Source organism: Anaerobacillus sp. QJM3NY_17 (assembly GCF_056173665.1).
The window spans coordinates 3,932,186-3,951,583 of the sequence record NZ_CM149685.1; the positions used below are offsets into that span (position 1 = coordinate 3,932,186).

15 protein-coding genes and 1 pseudogene are annotated in these 19,398 nt (G+C 37.6%); 5 read left to right on the plus strand and 11 right to left on the minus strand.

Translation table 11 applies throughout. The annotated features are described in order from the left end of the window. Positions 1-37: 37 nt before the first annotated feature. The 6 genes from AC0VYV_RS20140 to AC0VYV_RS20165 are packed head-to-tail and all read right to left on the minus strand — an operon-like array spanning position 38 to position 5,974. Complete coding sequence (locus AC0VYV_RS20140; RefSeq protein ID WP_475366031.1) at positions 38-1,510, minus strand: oligosaccharide flippase family protein; 1,473 nt, start codon at positions 1,508-1,510, stop codon at positions 38-40. Between the two features lie 11 nt (positions 1,511-1,521). Continuing rightward, on the minus strand, positions 1,522-2,181 hold the full coding sequence (locus tag AC0VYV_RS20145; protein WP_475367529.1) for a sugar transferase: 660 nt from the start codon (positions 2,179-2,181) through the stop codon (positions 1,522-1,524). A gap of 28 nt (positions 2,182-2,209) precedes the next feature. Next, positions 2,210-3,091, minus strand: a complete 882-nt coding sequence (gene galU, locus AC0VYV_RS20150) for a UTP--glucose-1-phosphate uridylyltransferase GalU (protein ID WP_475374169.1) — start codon at positions 3,089-3,091, stop codon at positions 2,210-2,212. A 17-nt stretch (positions 3,092-3,108) separates the two neighbouring features. Then, on the minus strand, positions 3,109-4,485 hold the full coding sequence (locus AC0VYV_RS20155; protein ID WP_475366033.1) for a sugar phosphate nucleotidyltransferase: 1,377 nt from the start codon (positions 4,483-4,485) through the stop codon (positions 3,109-3,111). A 60-nt stretch (positions 4,486-4,545) separates the two neighbouring features. After that, positions 4,546-5,244, minus strand: a complete 699-nt coding sequence (locus AC0VYV_RS20160) for a CpsD/CapB family tyrosine-protein kinase (protein WP_475366034.1) — start codon at positions 5,242-5,244, stop codon at positions 4,546-4,548. Continuing rightward, positions 5,228-5,974, minus strand: coding sequence for a YveK family protein (locus AC0VYV_RS20165; protein WP_475366035.1), 747 nt, complete (start codon positions 5,972-5,974; stop codon positions 5,228-5,230). Before AC0VYV_RS20165 ends, AC0VYV_RS20160 begins: the two co-directional genes overlap by 17 nt. Before the next feature lie 472 nt (positions 5,975-6,446). Here AC0VYV_RS20165 and AC0VYV_RS20170 point away from each other — a divergent pair, with 472 nt between their 5' ends. From AC0VYV_RS20170 to AC0VYV_RS20180, 3 genes are read left to right on the plus strand one after another with little or no spacing between them, the layout of a single operon-like run. Continuing rightward, positions 6,447-8,408 carry a dehydrogenase E1 component subunit alpha/beta gene (locus AC0VYV_RS20170; protein ID WP_475366036.1) on the plus strand — a complete coding sequence of 654 codons (1,962 nt, stop codon included), beginning with the start codon at positions 6,447-6,449 and terminating at the stop codon, positions 8,406-8,408. Continuing rightward, positions 8,401-9,762, plus strand: coding sequence for a 2-oxo acid dehydrogenase subunit E2 (locus tag AC0VYV_RS20175; protein WP_475366037.1), 1,362 nt, complete (start codon positions 8,401-8,403; stop codon positions 9,760-9,762). Before AC0VYV_RS20170 ends, AC0VYV_RS20175 begins: the two co-directional genes overlap by 8 nt. Continuing rightward, positions 9,759-10,568 (plus strand): 4'-phosphopantetheinyl transferase superfamily protein, encoded by an 810-nt coding sequence (locus AC0VYV_RS20180; RefSeq protein WP_475366038.1) that lies wholly within the window; start codon positions 9,759-9,761, stop codon positions 10,566-10,568. The genes AC0VYV_RS20175 and AC0VYV_RS20180 overlap by 4 nt, the downstream gene beginning before the upstream one ends. A gap of 264 nt (positions 10,569-10,832) precedes the next feature. Here AC0VYV_RS20180 and AC0VYV_RS20185 read toward each other — a convergent pair whose 3' ends face one another. The 5 genes and pseudogenes from AC0VYV_RS20185 to AC0VYV_RS20205 all read right to left on the minus strand — a co-directional run bounded on the left by AC0VYV_RS20185 (position 10,833) and on the right by AC0VYV_RS20205 (position 16,867). Continuing rightward, positions 10,833-11,564: an exonuclease domain-containing protein gene (locus AC0VYV_RS20185; protein WP_475366039.1), complete on the minus strand. Its 732-nt coding sequence runs from the start codon at positions 11,562-11,564 to the stop codon at positions 10,833-10,835. Continuing rightward, on the minus strand, positions 11,561-12,541 hold the full coding sequence (locus AC0VYV_RS20190; RefSeq protein WP_475366040.1) for a DUF294 nucleotidyltransferase-like domain-containing protein: 981 nt from the start codon (positions 12,539-12,541) through the stop codon (positions 11,561-11,563). The genes AC0VYV_RS20185 and AC0VYV_RS20190 overlap by 4 nt, the downstream gene beginning before the upstream one ends. Positions 12,542-12,565: 24 nt before the next feature. Then, positions 12,566-13,852 carry an ammonium transporter gene (locus AC0VYV_RS20195; RefSeq protein ID WP_475366041.1) on the minus strand — a complete coding sequence of 429 codons (1,287 nt, stop codon included), beginning with the start codon at positions 13,850-13,852 and terminating at the stop codon, positions 12,566-12,568. 627 nt (positions 13,853-14,479) lie between these two features. Then, a pseudogene (locus AC0VYV_RS20200) lies at positions 14,480-14,815 on the minus strand (DeoR/GlpR family DNA-binding transcription regulator); the annotation flags it as partial. A 171-nt stretch (positions 14,816-14,986) separates the two neighbouring features. Then, positions 14,987-16,867: a sigma 54-interacting transcriptional regulator gene (locus AC0VYV_RS20205; RefSeq protein WP_475374170.1), complete on the minus strand. Its 1,881-nt coding sequence runs from the start codon at positions 16,865-16,867 to the stop codon at positions 14,987-14,989. A gap of 372 nt (positions 16,868-17,239) precedes the next feature. Between AC0VYV_RS20205 and AC0VYV_RS20210 the strand changes: the two genes are divergently transcribed. Continuing rightward, entirely contained in the window at positions 17,240-18,034 is a 795-nt protein-coding gene (locus AC0VYV_RS20210; RefSeq protein WP_475366043.1) for an HpcH/HpaI aldolase family protein, read from the plus strand. Between the two features lie 21 nt (positions 18,035-18,055). Continuing rightward, on the plus strand, positions 18,056-19,363 hold the full coding sequence (locus tag AC0VYV_RS20215) for an Nramp family divalent metal transporter (protein ID WP_475366044.1): 1,308 nt from the start codon (positions 18,056-18,058) through the stop codon (positions 19,361-19,363). Positions 19,364-19,398: the final 35 nt, after the last annotated feature.

The following is a 19,398-nucleotide window of genomic DNA, read 5'->3' on the forward strand; positions in this document are numbered from 1 at the left end:
CTCATCACCTCATTAATAGATTTTAAACCTTTCATTTTCACGCTTTTTCTCCTCTTTCCACAAGTAACTTGAGCCTCTTGGATTTTGAGTAAAAACGTGATAAATCAATTTCTTTACGCATTGCCGATAGTAATAAAGAAATAATCATGATCAGCATAGCGCCAACTATAAATGCGACATATCGGTGCATCGGTAATGCCATCGTTAAAAAAAAGATACATAGTCCAATCAAACCTGAGTTTACAAACGTAATAAAAATTTGTTTATATGGAAGCAAGTCTCTTTGTTTAATGTTGAAGATTCTTGAAACATCCCTTTGTTGAAGGTAAACCCCCATATAAGCTGCCAATACGGTTGCTGCTGCCACCCCCAGGTAACCAAAAAAGTAAAGAAACGCAAAGCTTAAGACGATATTCAGAACAACAGTGATTACCGTGTTCTGCAACAGAAGTTTTTGATTTCCTGAAATCTGAAGTAACGTATAGAAGACTGTAAATCTTAATGGAAACTTAAGTAGATATACAACGAAAATAAGTGAAGCCCCAAGGTAAATGTCTGAATAGATCATTTCAATAAACTGCTTATTATAATAGAGTAGAATCCAGAACAGAGGAAAGATTATCACTGCAAGAGAACGACTAGTCGAAGACCAAAGCTTCAATGCACCTTCCCGATTATGATCAACGTTATATATTCCGCTTAACCTTGGAAGCATTGCAGTAATAACAGAGACTGTAATAATCGCCATGAATGGAACTTCTTTTGCAGCAATTGAGAAGACGGCAAATGTTTCAACTGCAAAGAATAAACTAACTATCACTTTGTCTGTTGATTGCATGATTACATCAAGTGCCGTAACTGAACCAACAGATAATGTATAGTGAAACTGCCGTTTAATAATGGCTAAATCAAAGGAGAAAATGATTTTTTCTAATAATAGATAGATGGCATGTAGAAGAATTACACGAACGATTTCCATAACCCCGATCGTAACAACGATCCAATAAAGGTTGTGACTGATATAAGCTACATAAACGACTGTTAATAAATAGACCAAATAGTATAAAAGTGTAAAGATACTAAAAACCTTTACCCTTTTGCTGGAAACATAGAGGTTCTCCAGATAACTACCTAAAATCGTTGCAAAACACCATAACCCTAACCAAAACGAATACTTTCTAAGGTAACTATCACTAAAAAAGAAACCATTATGAAAAATAATAATAAATGAAAGTAATGTCAGTAACCCTAGTCCTAATAAAGTAATAAATGTATTAGATAGCACGCGAGATTTTTCTAATGCATCATTAGTTTTGTTGTAAAAATAAGTGAAAGTGGTTTGCATTTCAAATGGAACCAATGCACCAACCATGATTGAAATAAGTAGGATCTGTTGATAAACCCCCATTTCATTAATGGTTAGAATTCTTGCAAGAATCATCATAATAAATAAAGCAACTAGCGATTTCGCCATTCGATAGCTTGATAGAAGAATGGAATCTTTAAGCATACTTGCACTCCCTAATAAGCGTGATCAGACCGAAAGAATACCAAAAAGGTTTTGCAAATAATTTTCAGATCTACCATGAGTGATCTGCTTTGAATATACTGTAGATCCAGAGTAACCATTTCTTCAAAACCAAGGCTGCTTCTTCCATTTAATTGCCACAAACCGGTACAACCTGGTGTTACGATCAGTCTCACAAGGTCTCTTTCTGAATAAGCGGCTACTTCTCTTTCAAGTGGGGGTCTAGGTCCAACAAGACTCATTTCACCTTTTAGTACATTCCAGAGTTGAGGTAGTTCATCAATACTCGTCTTACGAATAAATCTTCCAATTCTTGTGATGCGCGGATCCTGTTTCATTTTAAACAGAGCACCACTGGCTTCATTTTGATCAAGAAGTTCATCTAATAATTCCTCAGCATTAGAAACCATTGAACGGAACTTATACATATGAAATTTAGTTCCGTCCTTTCCGATCCGGATTTGTTTGAATAAAACATTTCCTCTAGGATCCTCCAGTTTAATCAAGACAGCAATAATGATAAATAACAGTGATAAAACCATTAATCCTATTGTTGCAAGGACGATATCCAACAACCGTTTGTAGGTTAAATAATTTCTTCCACCTGCAGGCTGTATTGTAGATAGATCGAACTCCTTACGATGATCCTGTATTTTGCTGTCCTGCAAAAAAAGCCCTCCTTTACTTAACGGATTTTTCCCTTGCCAGAATACTCTCCATGGCTGACATAATGTTATACCGCAAGTCACGGTCTTTGAGAGCTAATTCAATTGTTGTAATAATAAAGCCCTCTTTTTCACCCACATCAAATCGCTCCCCTTCAAATTCGTATGAATGAACCTTCTGACTTTGTGTTAAACCTTGAATCGCATCGGTTAGCTGAATCTCACCTCCTGCGCCACTTTCTTGTTTCTCAAGAAAGGTAAACACTTCAGGAGTTAAAATATATCTGCCCATAATAGCCAAATTTGACGGCGGATTGTTTTGTGGCTTCTCAACTAAACTCTTTACTTCACAACCCCTTCCGTTCTTAATAGAGAACGGTTCAATAATACCGTACCTGCGAGTTTCTTCATCAGTTACTGTTTTTACACCTATAACAGACGTACCTGTTTCATAGTACTCATCAATTAACTGTTTCAAACAAGGTCTCTCTGATTGAACAATATCATCGCCTAGTAAGACGGCAAATGGTTCATTTCCAATAAATTTCCTTGCGCACCATACTGCATGACCAAGGCCTTTAGGCTCTTTTTGACGGATGTAGTGTAAATCCACTTTGGAGGAGTGTTGAACTTTCTCCAACAATTCGAACTTTCCCTTCTGAAATAAATTCTGCTCAAGTTCAAAAGCATGATCAAAATGATCCTCAATTGCTCGTTTTCCTTTACCTGTTACGATAATGATATCCTCAATACCTGAAGCAATTGCTTCTTCTACAATGTATTGAATTGTTGGTTTATCAACAATAGGAAGCATTTCTTTTGGCATGGCTTTCGTTGCTGGTAGAAAACGAGTCCCTAATCCAGCAGCTGGAATGATGGCTTTCGTTACTTTCTTCATTTTAGTCCCTCCTTCAATTAAACATTATTTATTGGCGCATATAATTCTTCGATCTCACTCCAGCTTTCCATTAAGCAAATCGAACCTTCTCCAGAAGACACCTTACCTCTTCGCACCTCAATCATTTCCAAATCAGTTAAAGCTTTCAGAGCATAAGGAGTGTTAGCTGAAATTTGAAGGACAGCTCCACTTTGAACATAGTGAACTTTCTCATTCTTAACAAATTGCCCTTGACCATTTGTTAGTGTCAAAACAATATCTATATTGGGATTAAACTGATATTTAAGATGAGCCCCGGATTTAATTACTGTTTTTCTTGTAACAACCTCCGCATCATTTGCAGTATACGAACGATCTAATTCTTTCCAGAAACCCCAAAGACGTTCTTCAAATCTTGAGTTTTCCTTAAAGTCATCTAACTGTTTTTTAATGCCTGGACTAGCATCTTTATTTGAAACGAGTATTCCATCTGGACTTGCTGCGATCACTGCATCTGGTATTCCTAATACAACTATAGGAATCTCTAGTTCATTCACGATATGGGTATTTAAAGAAACATCACATATTTTTCCTAATCCAATTTGTTTCGTTAACATCTCTTCAGTTAACGTATTCCATGTACCAAGATCTTTCCAGTAGCCATGATAAGGTATAGCAATGATGTTACTCGTTCTTTCTACTACTTCATAATCAAAGCTATTTTTAGGAAGGATATCGTATTGTTTAACTAACTCATCATACTGAATTGGAAATCCTGCTTTCTGTAAGTAGGAAATCACGAAGTTTAATTTAAATGCAAAAACGCCACAATTCCATAATCCGTTATTTTCAATAATAGTTTCCGCTAGTTTTTCTTTCGGCTTCTCAATAAACTTTTTCACCTTTATAAATCCACTAATTGGTTCATCTGAAGGTATCATGTAGCCATACTTTTCTGATGGATGCGTCGGTTTGGCTCCTATCAAAGCTAGATCAGCAGGTGTTGTTGTTATAACATTCTCCAACTGCTTAATAGTCGTGAAAAACTCATCCTCTACGTATGGATCTACCGGTAGGACTGTTACGACTTCATCTAGTTTTACTCCTTGCACTGAATACAAATAAGTGGCGGCAAGTGCTATTGCAGGAAACGTATCTCTTCTTTCAGGCTCAACCACTAGAGGGATCTTGCTCGTCAATTGCTTTTGAAGCATTTCAACCTGCGTTTTACTAGTAGCTATAACTGTCGAGGAAGATAATTTCGCTCTTTCTAATTGCGACCAAACCCTTTGTGCCATGGATTGCTTCTCTCCGTGTTCATCAGATAGTACCTTCAAAAATTGTTTAGATCTTGAATCATTTGAAAGTGGCCAAAGTCTTCTACCAGATCCACCAGAAAGTAAAATTACTTTCATAACTTCCTCTCCTTTCGTAGTTCTTATTAAAGAACGATAGCGGAATACTTGATCGCACAGTTAATTTGTATAGTAGTAGCTATTCTTGTTTTTCTTTTCTTTATTTTGATTCAATGAAACACCAAGAAATTTTGCTTCTGCATTTTCCATAAGAACTTTCGACTTTCTGGCATCATGTTTACTTGTATTACCGCTTTTCAAAACTAATAGAGACCCTTCACATAAATTTAAAAGAATTTGTGCATCTGATACCACTAGTAAAGGGGGCGTATCAAAGATAACTAAATCATATCGTTGCTTGGCATCTTCTATTAAATATTCCATCTCTTCAAATCCTAATAATTCAGAAGGATTAGGCGGTATAGGTCCACTTGTTAAGAGATCTAACCTCTGAATATCTGTTTTACGAACGCATTTTTCCAATTTGCTTTGTCCTGAGAGGATATTAGATAAACCAATGCGATTTTGTAAATGGTATATCATATGAAGGCTCGGTTTTCTCATATCTGCATCTACCAATAATATCTTCTTTCCCTGCTGTGCCATTACAATGGCAAGATTAGATGCTGTCGTCGTTTTACCATCTCCTGATTGAGAAGAAGTAACAACGATGGACTTAACTTTCTTTCTTCCCGTTGAAAACTGAATGTTTGTTCTTAACGTACGAAACCCTTCAGAAATAGGCAAATGTTTGTTATGAAAAGAAACTCTTCCAAGTGCACGACTTATCAACGTCGTATGATCAATTCTGTGACTCAATGGTCTTACCTCCTACTTTATTTTTAGATACTTTATTCTGCGTTTGCATAAGCTTTTTGGGGCTAGTATAACTGATGATACCAAGTGTAGGAACGCCGAGGATCTCTTCAATTTCTTTGTCAGTTTTAATGGAGCTATCCATATATTCTAGAAAGAAGGAAAGTACAACTGATAGAGCTAAGCCAAGTACTAATGCAATCCCTATATTCATAACAGGGTTAGGACTAATAGGATTCAAGCTAGTACTTTCTTTTGCGCTGGATAAGACGCTAACATTATTTACATTCATAATTTCATTGATCTCATTCTGAAAAACTTTTACGATATTGTCCGCAATTGCGATTGCTTTATTTCGATTATCATCTACTACGAAAATTTCTACTACTTGCGACTCTTCCGCATTAGCAACTTCAATTTGACTATTCAATTCTTGTGCCGTTAGATCCAATTTCATTGATTCTATCACTTGATTTAAAATTAGTGGACTTTTAATAATTACGTTATACGTATTAATCAGGTCTAGGTCTGTTTGTACCTGATTACCATCAAGGACTGTATCCTCATTTGATTGGTGCACAAGAATTTGAGTGGAGGCTTCATAAACTGGGGTTAAATAATAGAAAGAAATAGCAGCACTTGTAAGAGCAGATAAAACTACCAAAGCAATAATCATAATTAACCTTTTCTTTAAAACACCTAATACTTCTTTTAGATTAATTGTTTCTTCCATAACACCCTCCAATTTCACTTATTTATGTAATTTTTTACCTCTAACGTTCTTTAAAAAGCTATTAATCATATTATAACGTTTTTTATAAAGAACACAAGTGGATAAGTTCCTTTATTTAAAACTTATCGTAAGGTAATCTGACTCCACATTTAACTGTGTTAGCTTATATTGTTTATATTTCAATTGTCGGCTCAATCGAGTGAAAGGTGGTTTTGTGAGGAACCAAAATCAACAACACTCATTAACATAGCCTAATATTTAATAGCCTCTTCTCAAAAGCGGTCGTTTTCACATTCTATTCATTTATTGAAACATAATACATTTGTTCGTTATATAAGTTAATCCACCAATAAAAGAGGACAAAACGTTCTTAATAGTATACAATATTAAAATATATAAATCATTTATTAGAAACGAATGAAATTTTCTTCTTTAAAAAGAACGGTATAATTCCACTATAGGAGGGTGTTAAATGACTATCGTCAAAAGTTCGTCTCTAATTGATCACAAAACAATTATCCAAACCGGAATTTTAATAAGAGAAACGGAGCAAGCGTTGCTTGACCTCTTTTCTCAAGGTAAACTCTACGGAACTGTCCACACATGTATTGGACAAGAGTTCACTGGCATAGCAGTTGCAAGAGCTTTTCAAAAAGATGATTTTGTTTTCTCAAACCACCGTGGCCACGGACACTATCTTGCATGGACAGATGACGTTGAGGGACTGATCAGCGAAATTATGGGTAAAGAAACAGGCGTCTGTGGAGGTAGAGGCGGCAGTCAGCACCTTTGTAAGGATGGCTTTTACTCCAATGGGATACAGGGAGGCACTATTCCAGTCGCTGCAGGAATGGCGTTGGCAGAGAAACTGAAAGGTCAAAACGCAATCGGCGCTGTATTCTTAGGAGATGGTACGTTAGGAGAAGGGGCCGTTTACGAGAGTCTGAACATTGCATCCAAACACCAACTCCCCCTCCTTCTCATTGTTGAGAACAACCGCTATTCCCAATCAACATCGCAGCAGGAAACACTCGCTGGAACCATTAATGGCCGGGCCGAAGCTTTTGGTATACGTTATACTCACACATCGACATGGAACCTGGAAGAACTTATGCAAACTGTTCAGGAAGCTTCCGAACGGATTCGAAACGGGTTGGGCCCTGAAATATGCATTGTTGATACATACAGATTAATGGCCCACTCAAAAGGAGATGACGATCGTAATCCTGAAGAAATTGAAACGTACCGTGCACAGGATATATTGAGTCAGCTATATTCATCTGAAGAGGATTGGGTATCTGAAAGTATCATTAGAGCAAGGGAACGCATTCAGAAGGCAATTAATCAATCCGAAAGTGACTCATATCCTGCTTCCTTAAAAGAAGAAAGAGTAGAAACACCTGTTGTAAAATGGAAAGCCTGGCATGATGAAGGAAATAATAAGCGAATAGCCGAGCGCATCAGGGATTCATTCCAGGAAACTTTAAAGAACGATTCTACCCTCATTCATATTGGTGAAGACATTCGCTCACCTTATGGTGGTGCTTTCAAGGTAACAAAAGGGCTGTCAGACCAGCATCCGGATCGTATCTTAAATATGCCCATCTCCGAGCAGGCGATTGTTGGTATTGGGAATGGTCTTGCGTTGAGAGGAATGAGACCGTTCACTGAGATCATGTTCGGTGACTTTATGAGTTTAACCTTTGATCAAATCATTAACCATGCTGCTAAATTCCCTTACATGTTCAATGACAAAGTAACAGTACCAATCGTCATTAGAACGCCAATGGGCGGGAAGCGTGGATACGGGCCAACCCACAGCCAGAGCCTTGAAAAACATTTTCTTGGCATTCCACACGTTGAAGCGATTGCGATCCACCAGCGCTCAGCAATTGAGAACGTATATGAAAAATTAACACTTACAAACAAACCTACACTACTATTTGAATACAAAGTTCTCTATTCTAAAAAAGTAGCTCCACCAATAAAAGGCTTTACGATCGAAGAAAGTGATTGTCATTATCCCATGCTTAAAATTAGCCCCTCAAATGAAATAGCCGATGTTACTATCGTCGCGTATGGTGAAATGCTCGAAGAAGCTGAGAAAGCAGTTGAAATATTATTTGATGAACACGAGATCTTGTGCGAAATCATCACCCCTACTCAATTACACCCTTTAAATATACAACCCTTTATTGAGTCAGTTAAGAAAACAAATCATCTCATTGTCGTGGAAGAAGGGCAGATCTTCTGTGGATTTGGTAGCGAGCTTATTTCACAAATACACGAGAAATTAAACGGAACAAAATGGCGATCAAGACGAGTTGGTCCTGCAAAAGTTCCGATCCCATCCTCTCGGCCGCTTGAATCACTCGCATTACCTGATCATGCTGATATTGTAAAAGCTGTAACGGAGGTCATTACACATGCCTGAAATAAAAATGCCTGCCATCAATGTCAACGACGACACGGTTACCCTAACAACCTGGCTTGTTTCAAATGGCGACTACCTTACGAAAGGACAAGCGATATGTGAAGTTGAAACCTCTAAAACGACGGAAGAAGTGACGTGCCCTGAAACTGGAATCATACAAGGATTGATTGAACCAGGAGAAATTGAAGTGGGGAAGTTGATCGCACGAATTGGTGAGGACGAATACGTCGAAAAAACTAGTCTCATCAATGATTCTTTACCACTTAACAATAGATTACAAGACGCTGGTGAACTTCCTCGTTTCTCAAAGGCAGCTCTTTTACTTATGAAAGATAGACAAATTGATCAAGCTGTTTTTGTTGGTAGATCTCTTATAAAGAGTAAGGATGTTTTAGAACACCTCGGCGAAGTTCAATCATCTAGAACAAGCCTTAACACGATAAGACCAGCCCATCTTCCACCGTCTAAAAGGAAAGCTTTGCGGAATAATGACCATGCCGTTTCCAAATCAGAAATGTCGCTCGCTACAAATCAGCCACTAAAATTAGAAATCAGCTATCCAAGTGCTGTTAAAGTTCCAAGGCGAAAGAAAGAAGAAATTAAAGTCCTAAGCGAAGGACATCATCCCTCTCTACCTAGTGTGTTAACACAATTTGTTCAAATATCCGGTGTGAAAGACTACTTGCGTACATTAGATACCCCTGTAACACTTCTGGCTATTACAGCATACGAAGTAGCCGCTTTACTCAAAGAATATAAGGTTTTCAATGCCATGTTTACAGATCAAGGAATTGTCTACCATGAGAACATTCATGTAGGTATTGCAATGGATGGTGAACATGGTCTAAAAGTTCCTGCTATTAAAACAGCGGATACGTTGACCGTTAACCATATCATGAAAAATATCGAGCTTCATTATGAGGCTTATCTCTCAAACACATTAACGATCGATTCACTAACAAGTGCTACCTTTAATATTTCAGATCTAACTAACCTGGAAATTCCGTGGTTTATTCCGCTAATCAGTAAAAATCAATCGGCTATTCTTGGCATGGGGTACGCTGGAGATAATGGTATTGAAACACTTTCCCTAACCCTAACTTTCGATCACCGTGTTACAGAGGGGAAAACAGCTGGAGAGTTTCTTTTAAAGTTAAAAGAACGTTTGAATAAATATACGGATCTAGCAAAACAAAATAAAAATACCATTTTAAAAGAAGCAGTCCCTTGCTGTAGCAAATGTTATAAATCGATGAATGAACTCATTGAGGGGAATCGTGTCCTTTTAAAAATGGTGAATGCTCGTGGCGAAGATGAATTGATTTGCAGACTTTGTTTGGAGGGGTGGCTATGAATACAAAAAAGGAAGAAATCATGACATATATCGCAGATTTCAAGGAAGTCCCCCTAGCGTCTGTAAATAAGGAAACACCTATTAAACTGAACTCACTTTTATTCGAGAGATTCGTTGCTGGTCTTGAAAAGCAGGTCGGGATAAAATTACCGACAAGTGAACTAAAAAGAGCGGAAACAGTTGGGGAACTTCTCGTACTACTTGATAAAACCCCAAAAACTTCAGTAAGTAAAGAGGAAGAACTTTTTTCGGCAACTAACCATGTTAACAATACAAAGAACATTTCTTCTGGAATTGACATTGAAATGGTAGAGTCGTTTCGAGGAACAGTAGATGTTCAAGGGGACAGTAGCTTTAAGAGACTATTTACTCCATCTGAAATGGCTTATTGCATGTTACAAGAAGATCCCCCACAGCACTTTGCAGCAAGGTTTTGCGCTAAGGAAGCAATCAGGAAATGTGGTCGTATTTTTATTGATTTACCATATCATCAGATTGAGATTTGTCATAAAGAAAACGGGGAGCCTTATGTTAGAATCCTAGGCGAGGAATTAAAAAGTGTCTCGATTAGTTTGTCGCACACGACTGAATTTGCAGTGGCTAGTGCTATTTTGTCTCATGAACCACAATCGGAAGCAAATAAGAATTCACAAAAAACTGAAGCTACTAAACCACGTAATGAGTTGCATGATAGTCAAGAAACTATATCTAGTAAAAGTAAATTAAGTAAAAAAAATCTACTGCTTAGTGCCATTTCAGTCCTAGTTATTATTGAAGGAGCTGCCATTGGATTATTGTGGTTTTAAATTTCAACCCACCGTTAGACTGCGGTGGGTTGTTTTGTTTAGTAATACATAAGAGGGATATGGTTTTCGAATCAGCAGGCCAGGACTGCTGATTCACTTTCTTATACAAACAAAAGAAGCAGGTAACTAATCAAAGAAGTATTAGCTACCTGCTTCTTACCAGAGTCTTAAATACAGAAATCTATTAGTATTTGAGAAGGAATTACGAAAACATTCCGTGATTCTCAACAGTAGGTAACATAATGGGGATGGTGCCTGTCACCACTACCCCATCCGCGCCAACCGCTCATAAACCTCACGCAAATTCGTAAATCCCATCTCCTGAATTCTCTTCAAGTAATAACACCAAAGCTCAGCTGTCATTTTGGCATCTCCCAGGGCATGATGGCGATCTTTTACCTCAACTCCGCAATTTGTACAGCACTCTTCTAATTGAAACCCTTTTAGCTCCGGATCAGCAATTCGTATTAAAAAGGAAGTATCCACAATGCGATGATCGAAACTGGCACGCATCAAACTCCAGGTGGCTTGTTGCATGAAAGACTGTTCATGCTTCGCATGATGCGCAACTAAAGTGTGCCCTTTCATAAATTCATAAAATCGAGCGAGCACATCTGAGAGGGGCGGTGCGGAATCCAGATCTTCCGCCTTAATGCCCGTTAATTCAGTAACCTCTCCGGATGGGGCGTTACTAGACTGAACTAATGAATAAAAAGTATCTTTTTCGATGGTTTCACCGGTTACTTTCACCGCCCCAATCGACAGGATGGTGTCCCCTTTATTCGGATAAAAACCAGTTGTTTCAAGATCAAACACAACGACTCGTAATTGATTTAAGGGTACTTCTAACGTGTTTTTCATTTTTATTTCTTTTTGCATCTGTCTTAGCATGGAAATATGATGAGGATTTGATTGATCTTGAATTGATGCGTACATGCTCGTATTCACCTTACCGGACAGCTGCTTTAAATATTGAACCATTTGATTCATCTTCATTTAGAACACCCTTTTTCGATGTGCTTTGTGGTGTCGTTGTAAAGCTCAATCCCTTTTTTCATAATCTCCTTAAGCTCTTTCTTCTGTTCTCTAGGAAGGGAATCAATCGTCACATAATGAACGGCTTCATAATCTTCTTGTTTTCCATAACGAAGTCGAAACTGTAAAAGCTGCCTAAATTTATCTTCATACTGCTTCCACTCCGAGCGGCTAATGTCTGATAAAGCACCAAGTCTTGCTAAAGTAGACGTCGTCATCACGCTCTCCTTCAATGCAAGAAGCCTCACTGCGTTAACATAGGGAAATAAAGCCGTCTGTTTTAAATTGATTTCTCCAGTATGAGTACCATGCGTTTCGACGAGTATTTGTCCGAATACACCGATCCCTTTTTGAAGCCTCATCGTATTTTTCAGCATTCTTTTTAATAAGTATGGTGATTCCTCGATATTAGAGTGAATGACTTGCTTTAAATCTTCAATAAACGTATACCGACCAACTAACACTCTCGCGTCAATAAAAATCAATAAATGACGAATGGCTTCAAAACTTTCATCATCCATCCAATTTTCAAGCTGCCTTTTCCACTCTTCTATTGATTTACACCAAAGTGGATTAGACGCCATCACATTTCCATCACAGAATTCATATCCAATCGTATTGAGACCAACCGAGATTTCTTTTCCAAGCTTAAGAAAATAGTTGCTCGCCTCTTCGCTCGTAACTTCATAGACAATCCCATGATCCTGGTCACTCCATAGCGCTTGCTCAAACCGCCCGCCGCTTCCCATTAAAAAAAATGAAAAAGGAGAGGGAGGTGGCCCCCACTCTTTTTTCACTTTCTCTACTGCTAGATGCACGATTTGACTCATCAGCTGATCATGGAAATGATTCAGTGCAAAATGATCTGTCGCAACGTTCTTGATTTGTTGTTCTCTCATTTTGTTTAGATCCTCATAAGTTTCAACACCGTCATCCATATCGACAGCCCCTTTGCATCTCAATTAACCGGATTTTGAGCTTTTTCCACCTTGTTGTACTGGCTGTTCGCTCGTCTGCAAAAATTCTGGATAGCCATAGCTACCGTGTTCACTCAGATCAAGACCGATAATCTCTTCTTCTTCAGTGACACGTAATCCGTTTAGCACTTTCTTAATGATCACTAAAAGAAGAAATGAAACACCAAAGGCATAAGCCCCACTCGCACCAACACCAAGCGCTTGAACGCCTAGCTGCTCGAAGCCGCCTCCGTAGAAAAGTCCTGGTTTCCCAACAGTCGCAAGTTCTGGCGTTGCGAACAAACCGTTTGATAACGTACCCCAAACGCCTGCTACACCGTGAACAGATAAAGCAAAGATGGGGTCATCCACTTTCCGTTTTTCGAAAAATCTCATGCTGTAAAATACGATCATTCCGGCAACTAATCCAATCACAACCGCTGCCCATGTGTCGACAAAGGCACAGGAAGCTGTAATGGCAACTAATCCTGCTAATCCACCGTTTAACATCGTTGGCACATCCGCTTTTCCTGTTACGGCCCACGCCACAACCAAAGCGGCTACAGCTCCAGCACCTGCTGCTAAGTTTGTATTCATGGCAACAAATCCAAAGAATGCAGCGTCAGCAGATAACGTACTACCTGCATTAAATCCGAACCAACCTACCCATAAAACAAGCACACCAAGCGCCGTAAATACCTGATTATGTCCGGCAATGTTGTTTGGAGAACCATCTTTATTGTATTTACCAATCCGTGGTTTTAAAAGAATCGTTGCGGCAAAAGCGCCCATTGCACCTGTAAGGTGAACAACCGTTGAACCCGCAAAGTCCTGTTTCCCATGCTCAGCTAACCAGCCGCCGCCCCAAATCCAGTGGGCAATCACAGGATAAACGAGGACCGAAAATAAAACCGCAAACAGAATATAAGCTGTTAGTTTCGCACGTTCAGCAAAGCCACCAAATGCGATCGTTAATGAAATACCTGCGAACGCTAACTGGAATAAGAAGAAAACTGGCGCCGAAAGTCCTAATCCCTCAATTTCATAACCTGAATAGAAAAAGTCCGTTAAACCGAAGAGAGCATTTCCTTCACCGAAAATTAACCCATACCCAACTGCCCAAAAGACTAACGAAGCAATCCCAAATGTGAAGATCGTCTTACCAGCAATATGGCCAGCATTTTTCATTCGTGTTGACCCAGCTTCAAGTAAAATGAAGCCACCTAGCATCAAAATAACGAGTACTGCTGAGAACATCACCCAAAGACTATTCATCAAAAACATCGAATCCATTCCAACTTCCCCTTTCACTTTTCAGAACCATAATCTTATTTTTAGAAAATGTTAATTAATCTGACATTTATTATTATAAGTATTTTTGCATGAACAAAAATTGTCTACAACAATCATGTCACATTATCTCTCTGACTATATGTTGAGGGGTGGTCAGATCACGTTGAGGGAGGTTTTCTAGGATTTTGTGAATATGATTAGTAGGGTTAGTTTAAAAAGCATATTAATCAAACGTTTGTTTAATATGCCATTTACCTAGTCTGAATGGGTACGATCATCATTATCCAATTTCGATCGTTTATATTTTTAAACTTAAAAACGGTAGCACAGATCTTATGAACAATAGTTCTACCGATTAACTGAATTTATTATAAAAAAAACAGGTAAGCTAAGTAATAGCTTCCTGTTTTTTTATATGGAGATCAGTTTTAGCTTACGAGAGTTCACTAAGAACAGCCCTTTTCCCTACTTATGTAAGAGATTTTAACTCTAAAATGAACCATTAGTATCATTCAAGAACTGTGAAAAACATGGTTTTCCCTCATATTAGTCCACCGCTCTCATTTATAAAAAGTAAGAAACCCAAAGCCAATCGGCATGGGTTCAAAATGGAGGATACTGAGTAGTCTAAGTATCAACACGAATCACATTCATTGCACGTTCGGATAATTGCTGAACATAATCATTATCCAGCTTTTGATCGGAAAGAACGTGATCGATCATATCCAACTCTGCAAAACGAGCGAATGCCCGGAGACCAAACTTGCTATAATACACCATCACAAAATTAATATCCGCACTATCTAACATTTTCCTTTTAATGCGAGCTTGCTGTTCATTTGATTCACTAATTCCTCGGCTTAGATGGATACCTTTACAAGAAATGAAGGTTTTATTAACATGATAATCCTCTAGCCAAGCCTCAGCGAGTGGACCAAGATAAGACATTGATTTAGCATGTAAAGAATCACCGAGACGGTTCTACTGATTCACTCTCTATTCCTAATAGAAAACCAGTTAGCTCATCAATGAGGTGGTGATTTAACTGGTTTTTTGATTAGTATTTGCGAAAATCTGTTTATACTTTCAAGTGCCTCATGAGCACCACCCCCGTGATTTCCAATTTCCTTCATTTCAAGACAAACCTCTATCTACAGTAATTTGATATTCTTTCATTTTTCTCCAGAGTGTTGATCGACTCATACCTAGACTCTTTGCAGTTTTGCTACGGTTATATTGTGTTTTAATTAATGTTTGTAGAATGCGTTCTTTTTCATTGGTTGGATGGTCATCAAGTTTTCCAGGTGAGGTGTTGTGAAGAACTGCTTTTACATCTGACTGAGTAATATTAGGCGTGTATAGCACAGCTAATCGCTCACAAATGTTATAGAGATGTCGCACATTTCCTGGCCATGAATAATGCATTAATAATTGTTTCGCTTCTTCTGTAATTTCAATCTCAGGATAATTTTTATGGTAATAATCTTCGACCAAGAAAGGAATATCACCTTTATGTTGTTCTAAGGTAGGCAATTCAATCCTTAAAACATCCAATCTATAAAACAAATCTTCTCTAAATCGATTCTCTTTCACTAAAGTTCTTAAATCTTTGTTCGTTGCAGCGACAAGACGAATGTCTACTTTAATAACCTCATCACTTCCTACCCGCATAAATTCCCTTTCTTGTAGAACACGTAGGAGTTTGGCCTGAAGGGTTAACGGTATTTCGGCGATCTCATCTAAAAAAATAGTTCCACGATGAGCGATCTCAAAAAGTCCAGCCTTTCCATTTTTATTAGCTCCAGTAAAACTTCCAGACACGTAACCGAATAGTTCACTTTCTAGGAGCTGTTCAGGTATAGCCGCACAGTTAATTGCCACAAACGAATTGGAAAATCTGTTGCTTTCACGATGTATACTTTGAGCAAATACTTCTTTACCAGTACCACTTTCACCTATTAAAAGGATATTCGAATTCGTACGACTATATCTTTTTGCTACTTTTATAATTTGTTTCATTCTTTCTGTTTCTCCAATAATCTTTGAAAAAGTGAAATTCGCTGTATGACCTTTACTATAAATTCGTTTTCTTATACTGCCCTCTAGTAATTGTAGGTCTTGAACCGCTTGAATTGTAAATACAATATCAGATACTACTTCTTTAACTTTAATAAAGCGTTTATTGATATTTAGCATTATTTTGTTGTATTGAAAAACCTCATTTGTATACTCATTTGTATCTTGCATTAATACTTTAAACTCCGGTAAAATAGTTGTGTTTTCTATTTTTTGTTCATTAGTAGTCTTGTCGAGGTCCATTAGTTGGGCTGCTTTAGGATTCAACATTACGATTTCGTTACTCTCATTTATCACAATAACCCCATCGCTAGAACCATCAAGGATCGCCTGTAATCTTTTTGCCTTTTCTTGTTCTCTTAAAGCTGTGATAACCATTATCTTCGCCTGTGTAATTGCTTGCCACAGCGCCTCGGGACTTGATTCAATTACCATATTATCAATTTCTAAATCTTCCGCATATTTACACGTTTTAATTCCACCTAGGATAATTTCACAACCACTAGCATGAGCTTCTTTTACCAAATAACTCCCGTTCCAATTAGTACCCAGTCTATACGTTTCGATAGGTGCATCAAGTAAATCATATATATTATTTAAACCTGCTAACATGTTGCTTGCAGCAATGACACCTATTTTCCTTCTACCAAATTGCTCACTACACTTACGAATGGTGCGAAGTATATCAGAAGAAGAAACAGCGATTTCAACAATTGGGATATTCCCAGAAACTCTCCTTAAAATTTCAGCTAGTAGTCCCCGAGTAATAATAATATCTGCATGGATTTTAGCATGCTGATTTTCCTCAGCAATTACAATCTCCTCAAACTCAAATAGATATTTTTGTTGATTTGAATCTAATTCATCATGTTCTTTAAAAATAGTAGCAGCATCTTTGATAAAGTCCTTGCACGGAACAACTAAAGCAATTTTAATCACTTAATTTCCCCCTTCTAGTTCGTATAGTAGCTTTTATTATGGGGCCATGGGATAGTAACTATATTTCACTATTAAAAAACGAATGAACGCAAGAGATAGCGCTTACAAAAAACGCAGAACACCATAGGAAGATGCCCAATTAAAAGTTTTCTTAATCGTAACATAATTACCCTTCCTTTCTCGTTTAATGACACAAATTGTTGAAACAAATATGTCTCATTAAACAATATTATGAACCAATGAAGTACTAAATTTATACTTAATAAACTCACAACCCTTTTAAACTGCGCTTTTTGAATAATATATAAAATCATAAAAGTTGGCATACTTCTTGCTACTTATATAAACGAAAACAATCGAGGAGGGTTTCAAGTGCTAAAGTTAAACAATGTATTTAAAAACCGTGTAAAGGATCAGCTGTTAGGTAATAAAAAAATGTCCGCTGGGTGGCTACAAGCCTCAAGTCCCATAACTGCAGAAATTATGGCGAAATCTGGTTTTGACATTTTAGTAATTGATATGGAGCATGGACCAGGAGATATAATGTCATTGCTTCATCAGCTCCATGCATTATCAAGTTATGAAGTAACACCTTTTGTAAGAGTACCATGGAATGATTTTGTAGTAATTAAAAGAGTTCTCGATGCCGGAGCTCACGGAATATTAGTTCCCTATGTCAACTCCGTAGAAGAAGCCAAACAAGCAGTAAAGGCTTGTAAATACCCTCCCGAAGGCTTTAGAGGGATTGCGCCAAGTCCGAGGGCTGGAGGGTTTGCTATGAATGGTAAAGATTATCTTGAACACGCAAACGCACAAATCAGTTTGTTTGTTGCAATTGAAACGAAGGAAGCAGTTGATAATTTACCAGAAATCTTAAATGTAAGAGGAATTGATGGGATATTTATAGGACCAATGGATTTATCTACATCTATGGGTTACTTTGGGAATCCCCAGGCATACGAAGTTAAGGAGACAATTAGTAAAATAGAAAAGTTAGTATTACAATCAGACAAAGCCCTGGCAACGGTTGCGAGTAATATTCATCAAGCTAAGGATTTATATGAAAAAGGTTATCGTATTGTGGTTATGATGTCTGATACTACGACTCTAGGAGAACTCGCAAAAAACACAGTATCAAAATTCAATGAATTATATCCAAAACATTAAGAAAGTTATGGGGGGATAATAATGATTAACACGGAACCACAGTATAATCCTCAACCGGAAAAAGTTGAATTCAAAAAATTGACGTGGAAACAAACACTGAAGTCTCTAGGACCTGGGGTAATTTTTATGTTAACAGGGCTTGGTGCTGGAGATTTAGTAGATTCCTCGGTTGCAGGTTCACATTACGGATATGCTCTAATGTGGGTTTTAGTAATTGCTTGTATGATTAGATTTATCGTTGTCAATATTCTGACTCGTTTCGAACTTTGTAACATCGAAAAAATATCATTATTTGAAGCCTATACAAGAATTAGTAAAATCTATCCGTTCCTATTTATGACAATGGCTATTGTATTAGGGCATATGGCTATTTCAAATATGGTGAAGGGATCTGGTGAGGCACTCTATTATATTTTCAACGGTTTTGGAAGCCCTTTCTTTTGGTCAGTTATTGTGATTATCTCTTGTTTTTTCCTATTGAGAACGAACGTTTATTCTCAACTTGAGAACGTCATGAAAGTTTTATTGGCTGTTATGACCATAGCATTTATCTACCTAGCGCTTACGAGTACTCCAGATCCAAATGAATTAGCAAAAGGCGTTTTTACATTTGAAATGCCAGAGGGAACCGGTTTGTTTGGTTCGTTAGCCATAACATTATCAATGATTGGTGCAGTAGCTGGCTCAATAGTTAACTTTCTATATCCACGTTCCATCCGTGCAAAAGGTTGGAATAATTCATCATATAAGAAAATACAAAGAAATGAATTGCTTTTCACCATAATTATAATGGTTGTTATCAATCTATCTATTTGGGTGGTTGGTGCCGAAATTCTTCGTCCGCAAGGTATTGAAGTAACATCATTAAGTGACATCGCAAGGGCATTAGAAGGAGAGTTTGGACGTATAGGTGGACTTGCATTTTACCTAGGAGTTTTCGGTGCATTATATAGTACAATACTTGGCATTATCCACGGCTATAACAATGTTGCCATGGATAACCTATGGATTATAAAACCCGAAAGAAAAGAAAAGTATTCCACAACTGAGAGCGATCCTTTATACAAGTACATTGCTATATTTTTCATGTTTTCAGCATTTATTTGGTTTATACCTGGAATGCCCGGCTTCATTGAATTAACCTTAATGACCACAATTCTACAAGCAGCATGCCTTCCTGCTATAGCAATTGGATTGCTGTTTCTAGCTACAAGAAAAAAATATTTACCGACTCAATTTCTTAATAATTGGTTTGAAAATATTGTATTGATTGGAACTACAGTCCTTGCCTTATGGAGCTCATATAAAATAGTAATTGAATTATTTTGAAATCCAGAAAACAACAAAAGGTGGTAATGAATTTA

What these genes read in the sequence shown, in the direction of transcription:
- AC0VYV_RS20165 (WP_475366035.1), bottom strand. Translation starts at nt 5,974, where the DNA reads ATGGAAGAAACAATTAATCTAAAAGAAGTATTAGGTGTTTTAAAGAAA.
- AC0VYV_RS20185 (WP_475366039.1), bottom strand. Translation starts at nt 11,564, where the DNA reads ATGAAGATGAATCAAATGGTTCAATATTTAAAGCAGCTGTCCGGTAAG.
- AC0VYV_RS20140 (WP_475366031.1), bottom strand. Translation starts at nt 1,510, where the DNA reads ATGCTTAAAGATTCCATTCTTCTATCAAGCTATCGAATGGCGAAATCG.
- AC0VYV_RS20175 (WP_475366037.1), top strand. Translation starts at nt 8,401, where the DNA reads ATGCCTGAAATAAAAATGCCTGCCATCAATGTCAACGACGACACGGTT.
- galU (WP_475374169.1), bottom strand. Translation starts at nt 3,091, where the DNA reads ATGAAGAAAGTAACGAAAGCCATCATTCCAGCTGCTGGATTAGGGACT.
- AC0VYV_RS20170 (WP_475366036.1), top strand. Translation starts at nt 6,447, where the DNA reads ATGACTATCGTCAAAAGTTCGTCTCTAATTGATCACAAAACAATTATC.
- AC0VYV_RS20195 (WP_475366041.1), bottom strand. Translation starts at nt 13,852, where the DNA reads ATGGATTCGATGTTTTTGATGAATAGTCTTTGGGTGATGTTCTCAGCA.
- AC0VYV_RS20180 (WP_475366038.1), top strand. Translation starts at nt 9,759, where the DNA reads ATGAATACAAAAAAGGAAGAAATCATGACATATATCGCAGATTTCAAG.
- AC0VYV_RS20190 (WP_475366040.1), bottom strand. Translation starts at nt 12,541, where the DNA reads ATGGATGACGGTGTTGAAACTTATGAGGATCTAAACAAAATGAGAGAA.
- AC0VYV_RS20215 (WP_475366044.1), top strand. Translation starts at nt 18,056, where the DNA reads ATGATTAACACGGAACCACAGTATAATCCTCAACCGGAAAAAGTTGAA.
- AC0VYV_RS20155 (WP_475366033.1), bottom strand. Translation starts at nt 4,485, where the DNA reads ATGAAAGTAATTTTACTTTCTGGTGGATCTGGTAGAAGACTTTGGCCA.